This window comes from Streptomyces sp. NPDC020780, assembly GCF_044334475.1.
Lineage (GTDB): Bacteria > Actinomycetota > Actinomycetes > Streptomycetales > Streptomycetaceae > Streptomyces.
This window is the reverse complement of sequence record NZ_JBIRTB010000003.1, coordinates 500,787-515,757: the sequence shown is the minus strand read 5'-3', so window position 1 is coordinate 515,757 and position 14,971 is coordinate 500,787. Positions and strand designations below refer to the sequence as shown.

Below are 14,971 nucleotides of genomic sequence, written 5' to 3'. Positions count from 1 at the left end.
CCAATCAGATCCGATGGTGATTGCTGACAGGGTTTGACGACAGATAGGGTCCGGTCCTCCGTACGGAAGGGGCCCTCGGTGGCGAACCTGGTCTACAAGCGGGTCTCGACCGACCGGCATTCGACGGCCCGGCAGAACCTCGTGCTGGACGAGGCCGGGATCGAGGACCCGATCCCGTTCGAGGAGGAGCCGGGTACCTCCAGCCGCCTCCATCCCCTCCAGCGGCCGAAGTTCCGCGAACTGCTCACCTACGCGCGGCCGGGCGACACCGTGCACATCTCCGAGATGTTCCGCCTCGTCCGCGGCACCCGGCACATCCTCGACGTGCTCGACGTCCTCCACCGCGACCGTCTCGCCCTGCGCATCCACGACGGCGCGTTCTCCGCCATGGACCTCACCGCCCGCCACCCGCGCACCGGCGAGCTCCTGTCCACCGTGAAGTTCATGGTGCAGACCCTCGCCGCCGCCGGCGAACTCCAGCGCGACCTCCAGCGCGAGCTGACCTACGACGGGCTGCGCGCCGCCGAGACCAAGGGCAGCAAGGGCGGACGCCGCCCCGCCGTGGCGGCCGCGCAGACCGCCGACGTCCGCACCGCGTACCTAAAAGGCCACTCCATCGCCGCCCTCGCCCGCGACCACGGCGTCAGCCGCGGCGCCATCCGCACCGCCGTCGCCGACCTCATGCCCGACCACACCGCCATCGAGGAAGACGCGCTCGCCCCGGAGCTGCCGGTCACCCTCGACATGCCGGGCAAGATCGCCGACTACCTCCGCACCACCGAGCTGGAGCCCGCCGAGCGCGCCGCGCTCGACCAGGGGGCGACCGTACGACGCGGCCAGGGCTACACCCTGCGCGTCAGCGCCGTCCCCGCCGTGCACCTCGGGCTCCTCGCCCGCTGCCAGCCGCTCGACGGGGGCCACGGCATTCCCGCGGTCCCGGCCCAGCGCAAGGCCCGCCGCGAGTACGAGAACCGCGTCAACATCCTCGCACCGAAGGAGCCATGATCGTTCTCAGCGCCAACGGCTGTACCGATGTTCCCCGAGGCCGGGTATGGGGGACTCGGCACCGCTGCTCCGCCGCTGCACTGCGGCACGGGTGCCCCAGTCCGCACCCGAGGTCAGGACGAAGACCGAACGAGGGTTGCTGCTTTGGCTTCGACGTACCACGTGCGTTGGTTCCTTGGATGAGCGAGGGGCGCCCCTGGGTGACCGCAGGTGCGGCCACCCGGGAGCGGTTCAGTCGTGGCGGGGGCCCTGGCCGGGGGGCGGGGTGAGGGTGGAGCGGTAGGTGCCGGACTCGCCCTCGGTGAGCGGGTTATCCATGGTCAGACCGGCGGCGGCCATGCGGTCGTATTCGGCGAGGATCAGGTTCTTGGTGTGATACTCGCCGTACTTCTTCTCATCCTTGCGCTTCACGATGGGGAACGTATCGAGGATATATGCCACATCATCGCGGTTGATGCCATAGAGATGGAAGAAAAGAGCGTCGAGCTCGGCACGGATTACAACGCGACGGTCATCTTCCCAGCGGAATGGGCCCCGTGTGTCGCCGATGTCGCGGGCGAAGGGAGTCATGTCCTTTGAAGTGTAGACGAGTTCGAGGATGCGGGGAGTGATGAACGGACCGTGCGGTTCGATGGCGCTGGGCGCGACCACCGGCAACTGCTGCCAGATGAAGAAGTTCATCGTGATTCCGCCGACCTTTTGCCGACTGGAGAAGTCATGGGCGAACGAGGACTGGCAGGCGATGAGTGATCCAAGAGCCGCCGTATCTAGGTACGACGTCATGATGGGGATTTTGTTGCCGACCCCAGACCGGGGGAAGATGAAGGAGATGGCAGTCCGCTCGTCGGTTGCACGGCAGATGTCGCGCCAACCCAATAGCCACTTACGGTCCCAGCCTTTGCCCGCCAGGCGGGAGGTGACACCCGCTTCCTTGATCTCCTGGTCGTTCTTATCAAATGTTCCAGTAGGGGTGTCGATTTCCGGCACCCAATAGCGGGGCAGGGGAGCACTGGTGGCGTCCTTTTTTTCTGCGAGGCTGAAGTCTCGAACGGAGCCGTCTTCGACGTAGGTGGCCCATCGGTGGTTGTAGTGATGCAGCATTTTCGCTTCGTATAGTGGAAGGAGGCGCTCCTTGCCACGGACCAGAACGTTGCCTTCGAGGCGCCAGCCGTCCTTGAAGAGATCGTCGAGGCTCTCACCGTTCTGTGCGTTAGGGCGAAACAGATGGGAGTCGTTCGACATGTGGAACATAGACATGAACGTGATGCCCCAGGGGTTACCGCCCGTGGTCTTGCTCTCGTCGATCAGGACCGGTAAGCGGCGGTGGATTCCCAGCGCGATTTCGGCGTCGCGGCTACTGCGAAAGACCGGGCAAGTTCCGGTGTTGGGGTTTAGGAGAATGATCTCTTCCGGCTTGAGGGGGAAAGTCTTCTCGGGGTCAGTCAGCTCTTTCGGGTCATGCAGAAAGAAGCCGAACCTGGCATCTTGTCCGGGGATTTCAGGGCCAGTCAAGGAAAGCACGCAGAACTTGAATGATCGGTGGACGCCAGGGAAGAGAGGTGCTGCGTTCTCGAAGTCGAAAAGTGCAGCCAATGAATTGTGTTCGACTAGGTCTTTGAAGAAGAACTGCGTCGTCGCGTCGGTCGCGACCCCGGTCGGGACGATCACACCCGTCCGCCCACGCGGTCCTGTCAGAGCGCGATCCGTCTCCGCGAAGACCGCGTACGTGTTGATGTCGCCGCGCCCTGTTAGCGGGAAGCGATTGCTGAGGCGGAGGAAGTGGCTCTCACCTTCAGCGCGGCGTTTGGCGGCTTCGAATCTGGTGTAGAGGTGGGTGCCGTCGGGATCGTTGCGCAGACTAGCGATGAGGCGTTTGCGGACGGCAGCAGTCTTGGCTTCCGCGATCCGTGGGTCGCGTTGCGCAAAGAACTCCAACTCCTGGAGCTTGACGCGCTCCCACGGCGGGTTCCCCACCACCGCGTCGAACCCGCCGGCCCACCCCGTCCCCGGCTGGACACCGGCGCCCGACTCCGGGACCGCGAACACCTCGGGGAACTCCAGGTGCCAGTGGAAGAAGCGGTACTGCTCCCGCAGCTCCCGGATCTCGGCGTGGGTGGTGTCCGGAATTGCGGACTGATCACGGCTCCGCAACGTGCGGAACACCTGGTCCGTCGGTGCCTCGGGAGCGCCCTCGCGCTTCGGCCAGAAGAAGGCGGCGCACCACGCGTCGGCGGCGTGGAGGTCGTGGACGTAGGTGGCCGACCGGGTGTGGGCGCGGTAGGCGGACTCCTGCGCCCGAACCTGCTCCAGGAGGTCGGACGGGGCCGTGGTGATCCTGGCGAGTTCTGCGGCGTAACGGTCGTTGCCCGGCAGCGTCTCTGTGTCGAAGAGCAGCTCGTCCTGGCCGCCCCGCTGGATCTTGTTCCGCTTGACCAGACCAGCCGCGTACTTCTTGTCGTCGCCCTCGATCGGCTTGAACGCGTCGTCCGGGATGCCGTCAGCCAGCAGTTTCGGCGTTGCCCCGATCAGGCCGTTGCCGTGTTTCACATGCGCGTCCAGAAACCCCAGCGCCTTGCCCGGTTCCATCGCCTCCAGCCAGAGCGAGACCTTGGCCAGCTCCACGGCCATCGGGTTGAGGTCCACGCCGTAGACGCAGCGGGCGACGACCTGGTGCAGCGCGTGCCGCACCGCGTCGACCGTCGGCTCGGGGTTGCGCTCGCGCACCGATGCCACGCGCTTGGCGATACGGCGTGCCGACGCGACCAGGAAGTGCCCGGACCCACAAGCCGGGTCGCAAACGGTCAGGGACAGCAGCTCGTCGACGATGTCGTCGGTCGGGTCGGGGTAGCCGGCCTCCGTGGCGCGCTGTTCGCCGCGCTTGACCGCGTCGTCAATCACCGGGTCGAGCGTCGTGTCGAGCAGGCACTCGATGAGCGAGGACGGGGTGTAGTAACTGCCCGTCGTCTTGCGGCTGTTGCCGGCCACCTCGATCAGTTCGAAGGTGCGGTCCGTGGCGGAGTGCTTGGGTTCCAGCTCCAGCAGCGATTCGTAGACCGAGCCCAGTTCCTCGGCGTCCAGGTGGCGGTAGTCGATGGGGCGCCAGCGGCGGGCGCCCGGGTCACGCATCTGGGCGAGGTGGCGGATCGCGGTGAGCAGCGACTCGTTGGACAGCTTCAGGCCGTCCAGCGGGGCATCTGCCTCCTTCGGGGAGAACAGGCCACCGAGGCCGGGCAGGCCCAGTTCGGGGCGTCCGCCCTCCTTGCCGAGGGCGTCGAGGACGATGCGCAGCGCCTCGTACTGGTCGCCGTGGGCGGTGCCCTGGCGGCGGCGGGCGCGCTCACGCAGCCGGGCAGAGGAGAAGAAGCGGTCGTACGCCTTCCGCTGGCGCTCGTCGGCCTCCGGGTCGAGGAGGGCCCCGCGGTCCTCGGCGACGAAGACGAACAGCAGGCGGTAGACCAGGCGCAGCAGGGCGTCCCGCAGTGCCTTGGGGTCGGTGTCCTCGCGCAGCCGGGTGTTGTCCGGGTGGCGCAGGAAGCCGGTACCGAGGGCGGTGAGGGCGTTCTGTACGCCCTTGCGCAGCTGGTCCAGGGCGCGGGCGCCGGAGCTGACGGCCTCGGCGCGCCACTTCTCCAGCCAGCCCCCCGAAGGGGCCGTACCCTCCGCCACTGATAACCGGGACGCGTGCAGCACGCAGTACAGCAACACGAACTCGCTGAACAGCTCGCCGTCGAAGATGGCTTCCAGGTCGAACTCGACGTACGCGGCGGTGGCGAAGGACGACGAGTCGCGCAGCAGGCGCAGTCGGCGGCCGTTGGTGAGGACGGCCCACAGGTGGGCCTCGGTGCGGTTGAGGCAGTCCTGGAGCATGGACTGCGGGGGTATCTGGCCGGAGGTCAGGCGCTTGTCGAGCTCCTGGTTCCAGGGTATTCGGTGGACGAGGGCCGGGCCGTGGCGGTGGGAGACCGGGAAGTGCTTGCCGGGGTCGGAGTCGGCCGGGATGCCCGGCGCGCCGACCTCCGCGAGCGCGCCGAAGTCCAGCTTGCGGAAGAGCTGGGCGAGCCAGTCGGTGTCGGCCCGGCCGGTCGGGTCGGCTGCCGGTGCACCGGTCTTCGGGTCGGCGGGCAGGGCGGCGCGCAGGTCGCGCCAGAGCGGCTTGAGGTACTCCCAGGCGCGCTCGGCCTCGTCGCGCACGGGGACCGAGGCGGGCAGGCCGTAGTCGGCGGACTTCGTGCCCGGCAGGTTCCGGGCCTCGGCGATGCGCAGCAGCATGTCGGCGGGGAGCAGGCCGCCGACCGTGGTGACGGCGGTGAAGGCCAGGGCGGTGCGGGTGGCGGCGGACATCAGGCTTCGGCTCCGGACACGGTAGAGGCGGGCGAGACGGGGGCGGCGGGCGGCACGTAGACGTACACGCCGAGGACGTCGGCGGGTTCCTGCGGGACGACCTTCAGGCCGCGGACGATCTCGTCGCCGGCCTTGCGGACCCGGCGGTGCGAGGCGTCGAGCTCGGCGGCCAGACGCGTGCCGTACTCCGTGAGGTGCGCGGCGAGGTCCGGCAGGCCGTCCAGGGCACGGGTGATGGCGTTGCGCGCCGCGTGCTCGTGGGTGTTCGCGACGGCGCGGGCTGCGAGCAGGGCGGCGGCCGCGTCGTCGTCCAGCCAGCGGGCGCGCGACGGCATCCCCTCGTAGGCCAGCAGCCGGGCGTCCTCGGCGACCACCTGCCGATCCCCGCTGCGGGACGGCAGGGTGAGGTGGAAGCGGTAGCGGACCAGGAGGAGCGTGGTGCGGAGGGTGACCGCGTCCGTGGTGACGACACCGCAGCGGCGCGCCGGTCGGGGTCCGGTCGCCTTCACGTCGAGCGCCGAGTCCAGGACGTACGAGGCGACGGCACCGATCGCCGGGTCGGTGCGGACCAGGGCGGCCTCACCGCGGGCGATCGCCGGCGAGGTGCGGAACGGGATCTCGCGGTTCTCCTCGACGAGCCGGTTGCCCAGGGTCGCGGCGAGCGCGTCCCGCAGGCCCGCCGGGGTGCCGCCGGCCTGGGCGGTGAAGTCGCCACTGCCGTCCCGAGGGTCGCGGACCAGCGCGTCCAGGTCCCGCAGGGCCTCCAGGGCGAAACCGCGGACCTCCTCCGCCCCGCCGAGAGCGGCCCGGACGGCGGCGACCTCGCGGGCCACCTCCTCCGGGTGGATCGCGCGCTGGGCGTACTTGGACTGGGAGGTCTTCTCCCGTTCGGCGGCCGAGGTCCACTCGCGCTCGATGCGGTCGAAGGACTCCTGGTGGCCGTCCGCCAGGTCGAAGAGGCTCTCCTGGCTGCCCTGCCGGCCGTGCAGCAGCAGCCACTCCACCACCGCGTCGGTGACTCCGGACGCGGTCTCGTCGGGGACGGAGACGGAGATGCCCAGGTCCTTCTTTATCTGCCGGTGCTTCCTGAACAGCACCTCCAGGACCTTGCCGTCTATGCCGTTGTCCTCGCCGTACATGGTGATGACACGGACCTGGTCGCGCTTCTGGCCGTACCGGTCGACGCGGCCCTCCCGCTGGTCGTGCCGGGTCGGGTTCCACGCCAGGTCGTAGTGGACGACGGCGTCGAAGTGGTGCTGGAGGTTGACGCCCTCGGACAGGCAGTCCGTCGCGATCAGCACCCGGCGGGCGGCCGGGTCGCCGTCCTCGCCCGCCTCCGCGGCGAGCTGCTCGATGCGCTCCAGGCGCTGCTGCGGGGAGAGGGTGCCGGTGACGGCGGCGATCTTCGTCTTCTTGCCGAGCTTGCCGTCGAGCTGATCGGCGAGGTAGGTGGCGGTGGGGATGTAGCGGCAGAAGACGATCGGGTGGTAGCCGTCCGCGATCAGGCCCTTCAGGTGCCGGGTGAGCGCCTTCAGCTTCGCGTCCTCGGCGGGCCCCACCAACTTCGATGCCTTCTCGGCGAGTTCGAGCAACCGGGCGCCCGCGTCCTCCGACTCGGCGGCACCCGGCGCGACGTCCATGCCCTCCAGCCGGTCGTTGTCCGCGGAGTCGGCGGCCACCGAGGCACCCAGCAGGTCCGCCTCGTGCGCGGTGCGGGCGACGGCGGACTCGGAGCGGGTCTTCAGCGTCTGCGCGGCGGCGGCCGGCGAGGACACCATCGAGCGCAGCAGCGCGATCACCGACCACCAGGCGATCCGGGCCTCACGCCTGCCCTGCTCCCCGGCCTCCGCGACACGGTCACGCGCGTAGGCGATGGCGTCGTCCAGCAGCGCCCGGTAGGCCGGTGCCAGCTTGTACGGCTCGTCCTTCGTCCAGCGGTCCGAGGGGAACGCGGTCCGCTCGGCCAGCGAGTCGTCGGCGAGACCGTCCTCCTTGGTGAGGTAGTCGCGGACGTCGGCGCGCTTACGGGCCACGAAGTGCTCGGCGAGCTTCGCCCGCCCCGCCGGGGACTCCAGGTCCAGGGTCGCCAGCTCGGGCCGTACGAGACCCAGCAGGTTGCGGAAGGCGGACTCCTTGCCGGAGTGCGGGGTCGCCGTGAGCAGGAGCAGATGACGCCCGGCGTCGGCGGAGACCTTCCGCAGCAGCTCGTAGCGGAGCTGGTTCGTGGCGGAGGACGGCCCACCGCCCTGCGCGGCGTCGTCGGCGGCCACGCACGAGTGCGCCTCGTCGACGATCACCAGGTCGGGGCAGTGGCGTACGAAGTCCTCACGGTGCCGGGTCGACTTGATGAAGTCCGTCGAGATGATCGTGAACGCGTGTTTGTCGAAGAGGGACTGACCCAGCTCGAGGCCGCGCTCCAGCCGCGACACCGTGGAGGCCAGGACCAGTTCGGCGTCGATGCCGAACTTCCCCCGCAGCTCGCCCTGCCACTGCTCGGCCAGCGCCGGGGCGCACAGCACCGCAAGCCCGGAGGCCTCGCCCTGCGCGAGCAGTTCCTTGGCGATCAGCCCCGCCTCGATCGTCTTGCCGATGCCGACGTCGTCCGAGATCAGCAGCCGCACGGTGCGCTGGCGTAACGCCATCAGCAGGGGGACGAGCTGGTAGGCCCGGGGTTCCACGGCGATCGACGCCAGGGAGCGGAACGGTCCCGCACCCGACCGGAAGCCGATGCGCAGCGCCGTGCGCAGCAGACCGGCGGCACGCTGGTCGCCCAGGTCTGCCGGGCTCGGCGCCGCGAACTCGGCCGGGCGCACCTCCTCGAAGGAGGGGAAGACGGCCGCGATGTCGTCCTCGCTCCCGCCCAGGGGGCGCAGCACCAGCATGTCGGCGGCGCTCTCGGGCAGCACCACCCATTCGCGGCCGCGGGCGGCGACCAGCGAGCCGGCTGTGTACGTGAGGCTCATGAGAGGTATCGGTTCCTAGTGATCGAGGCGGGGTGGGGGCGGTCAACGGAGGTGGAAGTAGGCGGCGTTGTAGTCGGTTATGGCGTCCCAGTCCGCGTCCGTGGGGAAGCGCACCACGTCCCAGCCACGGTCCTCGAGCCGGTAGCCGGCCTCCAGATCGCGGGCCGCGTCGGCCGGTTGACCGGGGACGTCGACGAACACGGCGAGGCTGGCCCCGTCCAGGCGGAAGACGAGGTCGGGGCACGCCGCCGCCTCCGGGACGAGGACCTTGACCTCGTCCGGCAGCCGGTAGCCCTTCGCCCTGAGCCAGCCGAGGAGGTCGCCCCGCGCGACCAGGGTCGCCAGATCCGCCTCCAGCACGGTCGGCGAGGGCACCTCGGCACTCGTATGAGAGGGCTTCACGTCGTGCGCCGCGGGGGTGCTTTCCTGGGCGGTGCTTCCGCCGTCCGCCGCCGGGGCCAGCCTGCGGAAGAGTTCGCTGCGGGACTCGCCCCGGTCCTCCCGCTCGGTGCGGGCGCCGGCCAGCCGCTCCAGCAGCGGCCGGGCGCTGTGCCGGCTCAGCCTGCGGTGATGCGTCTGGTTCGCGTAGGACAGCAGGCAGGCGTAGCAGCCGCGGGCGCACTTCTCGTCGTCCGACGGTCCGCCCTCGTCCTCGCCGGTCTCCGGGTCGAAGTGGCAGATCTCCAGGGCGGTCCGGGCCGCCTTGGCGAGGGCCTCCTTGTCGTGCTGGATCCGGCGCAGCACACCGGCGCCACCCTCGGCCGCCTCCGTGAACAGAAGGTGGCGGCGCGGGCCGTCGTCCGGAGGCAGCAGCTCCGCGGTCAGCTCGGAGTCCTCCAGCTCGAACGCCGCCTCGATGCCCCGCTCCAGCGCGTACAGGAACGACAGGGCCACCGGCTCGGGCTGCGGCTCGTCCAGGGTGACGACGAGGATGTTGCGGCGGTCCTCCACATAGGGCAGGACACGCCGCTTGCGGCGCTTCTCGTTGCCGTCCTCGTCGACCACCGGCATGCCGGTGCCCTCGATGGCGTCCGCCGCGGCCCGGTCGTTGAGCCAGCGGCCGTCGCCGAGGTCGAGCCAGTAGCCGTCCGGCTCGCCCTCCTTGTCGCGGACCCGGCCCAGGTTGGTGATGCGGACGGTCGCGGAGTCCCCGTAGTCCAGGTCGAGGACCGGAGCGCCTTCGCGGTCGGAGACATGGGAGGTGAGACGCCCCTTGCGGACGCCGTGGTCCTGGAACGCGTACGACGTCTCCAGGCGGAAACCCGCCCGGCGGCGCTCCTCCTCGTCGGAGGAGATCCGCTCACGCGGCGTCGTGTACACGGTGTGCAGGTGGAGCAGGCCGGTGCGCTTGCCCGTCAGCTGCTCGTGGCACATCGTGCAGACGTCCGCGCCGACCTTGACGGCGTAGTGGTAGCCGCAGCCGTCACAGCGCCTCGCCTCCGCCGTCGCCAGGTCACCCGAGGCGTCCGGCGGCAGCTGCACCCGGGTGACCTGGTAGCGGGCCCCCTCGTGGTAGATGAGCGCCCCGGGGCCGAACTCCCGGATCGCGAGGAACCGGGGACGCTGCAGGTAGTCGCCGTCGGCGTTGCGGCGGTTGCCGGACCGCGGGATGTACGCGGCCAGCGGGAGCCGCGGGAAGCTGTAACCCGGCAGGAATCCCTCGGAGGCCAGATAGCGGTACGGGTTGAAGTCGCTCATCACCGACTTGCTGTCGGACGAACGGTTCAGCAGCAGGTTCGTCTGGGTCTCCGCCTCGCGCCGGCGGGTCCGGGCCCGGCCCTGCTCACCGGGTGTCAGGGTGTGGTCGACGACCCGCTTGTTCTGCTCGTACTGGTCCATGACCGCCGCCCGGAACAGCTCCCGCCACCGGTCGAAGGACGCGTCGAACTCCTGCGGGGCCCGCTCGATCCGGTCCTCGATCCACTCGTCGTACCACCACGTGGTCGCCTCGAAGTCCCCGATGAGCGGGGCCAGTACGGTCCGGGCGGTCGCGATCGCGCGCCGGCGGGCGTCCTCGTCGAGGGACAGGTCGTGGATGTGGGGGAGGAGCGCCAGCGGCATGTGCGGATCGGGGCGGTCGCCGCCGTCCGGGTCGTAGGCGACGTCGACGACGTCCGGGATCGCCCTGCCGAGCTTCATCCCGGTCTCCGCCAGCCAGATGCCCTGCAGATGGGAGCGGACCAGGTCCTCGTTGGCGAGGTCCAGACGCGGCGGGGCCACCTGCCCGGACACCATGTCCTGGGAGCGGCGGAAGTAGTACTGGTCGTGGCTGTTGCCCGTGGCGCAGTACGTGGTCACGAGTGCGGGCTGGCCGGAACGGCCCGCCCGGCCCGAGCGCTGCGCGTAGTTCGCCGGGGTCGGCGGGACGTTGCGCATCATCACCGCGTTGAGCGAGGAGATGTCCACGCCCAGCTCCATCGTCGGCGAACAGTACAGCAGGGGCAGTTCGGCGGAGCGGAACTCCCGCTCGCGCTCCAGCCGGTCCTCCGGCGTCACCTGCGCGGTGTGCTCCCGGGCGAACAGGCCCGCCAGCTCGGCCGCCGCCGTCCGGTACAGGTCACGGAAGAACGGGTTGACCCGCGGCCCCTCACCACGGTTGTACGTGCGGGCCAGCGGGTCGATCGCGCCCCGCTCGCCGCTCCCGGCCCGCCAGATCAGGGCGGCGGCCGACACCCGGTACCCCATGCGCTTCTCGGCCGCCCGGCGCCGGTAGGCCGGTCCGGCGTGCTCCGGGGCCGCCTCCACCTCGCGCACCAACTCCGCCTCGCGCAGCACCCTCAACAGGTCCTCGATGATGCCCTGGACGTCCTCCGGGGGGAGGTCGCGCAGCTCGGGCAGATTCCGCCGCAGGTACTTGCCGAACTTGCCGCGGGCCGACAGGAACAGCGCGGAACGCTCCATACCCGGCCGCGAGCCGTACGGATAGGCGGTACCCACGGTGGGGCGGTCGCTCTCGCTCAGCACCCACGGACCAGCGAGGCGCTCCTCGCTCGCCCGCTGCAACGTGTCGAAGTCGTCGCGGAAATACCGCACGTCGATGGCGAGGGCGCGCCGCATGAAGTCCAGCAGCGTCCGGGCGATCTCCTCACGCAGCGCGGGGTCCGCGTCGCGCAGCACGGCGTGGACGGACTCCCAGCGGTCCGGCTCGGCGGCGATCCAGCCCAGGTCCTCGTAGTCGATGCGCAGCAGCCCCGTCTGCTCCAGATTCGGCATCGTGATGCGCCAGCCGCGCTCCAGGTCGCGGTAGAGCCGGTACCCCACGACGTCACGGAAGGCCTTCGCCGCACGGCTCTCCATCGAGGGCGCCAGCCTGGAGTGCTTCGTGTTCGCCGCGTACTCGCGGGACGACAGACCCATCACCTTCGTCACGGCCTCGGCGAGGTCGTCATGGCGCAGCCCCTCCTCGCCGGCCCGGACCGCGGCCTGGTGCAGGGCACCGCGCAACTGGGTCACCTGCGCGAAGTCGTTGAAGTGCCCGGCCTGGAGCGACGCGTCCTGCCGGTTGTCGACGAAGGTGAGGAGCTTGCGCGCCTCCTTGCCCAGGCTCTCCTCCGGCACCGCCCGCAGGGACTTCACGATCGACGCGGAGATCAGGGAGGTCGCCGAGGAACGCCCCTCCTGGTCGAGGGTGGCGAGCTTGGCGAAGTCCCGGCCGCGGGTCTGCTCGTAGGAGACCTGGCAGTGCACGCAGAACAGGAACGGCGCCGGGACGAACGCCGCCACCAGACCCTCGTCCGACTCGTTCCCGAAGGCGTCCACGACGACGCGCTTGGGCACCCGGGGGCGGTAGGACTTCTTGAGGACGGTCACGCCCTGCGCGTCCCGTTCGAGCCACGACTCGGGTAACCGCCTGTCGTCCACGGCCTTCTGCGCATCGGCGGGCCACTCGTAGTCCTCCCCGGGCACGCCCAGGTACAGATAACCCTCGCCGTCGCGGCCCCCGGAGGCGGAGGTGTCCCGGCGCGGCTCGTACCGGAACGCGCCGCTCTCCTCGGAGCGCCAGACGGTCAGGTACTCCTGACCGCACTCGCGGCAGAACGCCAGCGGGAACAGCGGCTTGCCGGCGCTGCCGGGCTGCTCCAGCTGGTAGGTGCGGGTGAGGGGGCGGGTGAGCGGATCCTCCAGCGTCGTGTAGACGGTGTCGCCCTTGGAGAGGAACTGGTGCAGCCGGAAGGCGAACAACGGCCTTTCCGTCACCGGGTGCTTCGCCTGCGCACCGGCCTCCAGGGTGGTGCGGATCGCCTCGCGCACGCTCTCCTCGGCCACACCCGAGGCGTCGGCCAGCTCGCCGGCCGCCGTCTCCAGGGTGCCCGGGGCACACCGGCGGTACCTCCCCGTGCCCTCCTCGCGCTCCAGACCGAACCGGGACTCCACCCAGCGGGCCAGCGAGTCCTTCGTCAGCGCGTCGTACGAGCGGGGTGCCGCCGGAACCCGCAGCCGCTCGGCGGGCACGTCCGCCGTGGCCTCCTCGGTCGCCCGGACGAGGGTCTCGCCGATGACCCGCTTCGGCAGGACCGTCGTACCGAACAGCCGGCCGGCGACCCTGGCCACCTCGCGCCGCTGGTCCTCCCAGGACCCCTCGGTGGACATGGTCGCCGAGGTGCCGATGCACTGCAGGGTCGCCGAGGCCCGGCAGGCTTCGCGGACCCGGCGGATCAGGAACGCCACGTCCGCGCCCTGCCTGCCGCGGTAGGTGTGCAACTCGTCGAAGACGAGGAACTGCAGCCCCTCGGCCATGCGGATCAGGCTGGACCTGTCGTCCGGCCGGGTCAGCATCAGCTCCAGCATCACGTAGTTCGTCAGCAGGATGTCCGGAGGGTTCCTGCGCAGCTCCCGACGCTGTTCGTCGGACTCCTGCCCGGTATAACGGGCGAAGGTGACCGGCTCGCCCCCCGCCCCGAAACCGTGGCGCAGGTACTTCTCCAGCTCGCCGAGCTGCGAGTTGGCCAGGGCGTTCATCGGGTAGACCACAATGGCGCGGACCCGCCCGCCCCCGCCGGGCCCGGCCGCCTGACGTTCCTTCAGGACACGGTCCACGATCGGGACGATGTACGCCAGGGACTTGCCGGAACCGGTGCCGGTGGTCAGGACGTAGGAGTCGCCCGCCTGCGCGGCCTCGATCGCCTGCCGCTGATGGAGGTGGAAGGTCAGCGGACGGCCGTCGGGGCGCCGCGCGTTCTCCTTCTTGCCCGCCTGGAAGATCTCCGCGCACCTGGGGTGCAGCACGCCGTCCCGCACGAGGTCGGTGACCTGGCCGCCGTCGGCGAAGAAGGGATTCAGCGACAGCCACGGGTCCGGCCACTGCGACTTCGCCGCCAGGTCGTCCTCGACGAAGCCTTCGATCCGGGCGTCCCGGATCACCGTCGCACTCTTGGTGAAGTCCTCGTACTCCTTGATCAGATCGGCGTGGATGCCGAAGACGTCCATCGTCTCGGGCAGGCGCGGCTCCCTGCGCGGCACGGGCGCGGGCGCGGCAGGGGTGCGCTCGGGGAGCAGGGAACGCAGCCGCGCCACCGGGTCCATCACCCGCCAGTGCGGGGCCAGCAGGTCAGCGGTGTCGTCCGGCGCGAGCGCGAGCGGGACCAGGGCGTCGTGGACCTGGGCGGCGTTCTCGGGCCGCAGGTCGGCGTCCTTCTCCAGCAGGCGGCCGACGAGCCTGACCAGCTCGGCGGGGAGGTCCGGGCGCACCAGGGTCAGCTGCGGCGGCGCTTCGTGCTGATGCTGCTCGGAAAGCTCGAAGGGCGTCCTGGCGGAGAACGGCGGCCGCCCGATGAGCAGTTCGTACAGGATGCAGCCGAGCGCGTAGAGGTCGGCGAGAGCGGAGACGGGTTCGGCCCGGAACTGCTCCGGGGCCATGTAGCGGGCCGTGCCGACGCTGACGCCCGTACTGGTCAGCCGCGTCTGGTCGGGATCGTCGACGATCGAGCCCATGCCGAAGTCGAGGACCTTGAGGGTGCCGTCACCGGTCAGCATCACATTGGCCGGCTTCAGGTCGCGGTGGACGACCCCGGCCGTGTGCGCGGCGGTGAGAGCCGCGGCGATCTGGGCTCCGACGGCGGCGGCCCAGGAGACCGGAAGCTGGGGCTCCTCGTCGATGAGGTCGGCGAGCGGATGACCGTCCAGCAACTCCATGGCCAGGTAGGGCAGACCGCTGCCGCCCTGCGTCCCGTCCACGCCGCCGTCGATCAGCAGGGTGAGGTTCGGGTGTCCCTGGGAGAGCATGCGCATGATCCGCACCTCGCGGCGGAAACGGTCGATCTCCTTGCCGGACCCGGAGGTGTCGACGGCGACCCCGGTCCGGCCGCGCAGCACGGTCTTGACGGCGACCTCGCGGTGCGGGGAGTCCGGGGCGGCACGCAGGTCCTCCGCCCGGTGCACCTCACCCATGTTCCCGCGTCCCACGACCCCCGTGATCCGGAACCGTCCGTCAACCGTACCCAGGCCCACGTGCCCTCCCCCGTTCCACCCGTCATGTGCAAGGACGGATATGTCTTGCAGGGAGTGTACACCTCCGGCTCTCGCGGAGGTTAGGTGTAGTACGTTTACGTCGTCAACAGCATGAAGATCTGTGAAGTCCGTAGCGGCAATCTCGGGTGCAACGAGGGCAGGCCGGGGCAGAGGTGTGGGCGCCGTCCCGGCGTTGGACCGATGACGGCCGACGG

General features: G+C 70.3%; 4 protein-coding genes. 1 reads left to right on the top strand and 3 read right to left on the bottom strand.

The genetic code is table 11. From position 1 onward, the window contains the following. The first annotated feature begins 78 nt into the window (after positions 1-78). Positions 79-1,005 carry a recombinase family protein gene (locus ACH4VO_RS08325; protein WP_360984534.1) on the top strand — a complete coding sequence of 309 codons (927 nt, stop codon included), beginning with the start codon at positions 79-81 and terminating at the stop codon, positions 1,003-1,005. Positions 1,006-1,236: 231 nt separating this feature from the next. On the opposite strand, the gene ACH4VO_RS08320 is transcribed toward ACH4VO_RS08325, so the two are convergent. The 3 genes from ACH4VO_RS08320 to ACH4VO_RS08310 are packed head-to-tail and all read right to left on the bottom strand — an operon-like array spanning position 1,237 to position 14,696. Further along, positions 1,237-5,346: an Eco57I restriction-modification methylase domain-containing protein gene (locus tag ACH4VO_RS08320; protein ID WP_360984537.1), complete on the bottom strand. Its 4,110-nt coding sequence runs from the start codon at positions 5,344-5,346 to the stop codon at positions 1,237-1,239. Continuing rightward, positions 5,346-8,309 (bottom strand): DEAD/DEAH box helicase, encoded by a 2,964-nt coding sequence (locus ACH4VO_RS08315; protein ID WP_360984540.1) that lies wholly within the window; start codon positions 8,307-8,309, stop codon positions 5,346-5,348. Before ACH4VO_RS08315 ends, ACH4VO_RS08320 begins: the two co-directional genes overlap by 1 nt. Before the next feature lie 42 nt (positions 8,310-8,351). Further along, a complete protein-coding gene (locus ACH4VO_RS08310) occupies positions 8,352-14,696 on the bottom strand; it encodes a DEAD/DEAH box helicase (RefSeq protein ID WP_398440899.1) in 6,345 nt (2,114 codons plus the stop codon). Positions 14,697-14,971: the final 275 nt, after the last annotated feature.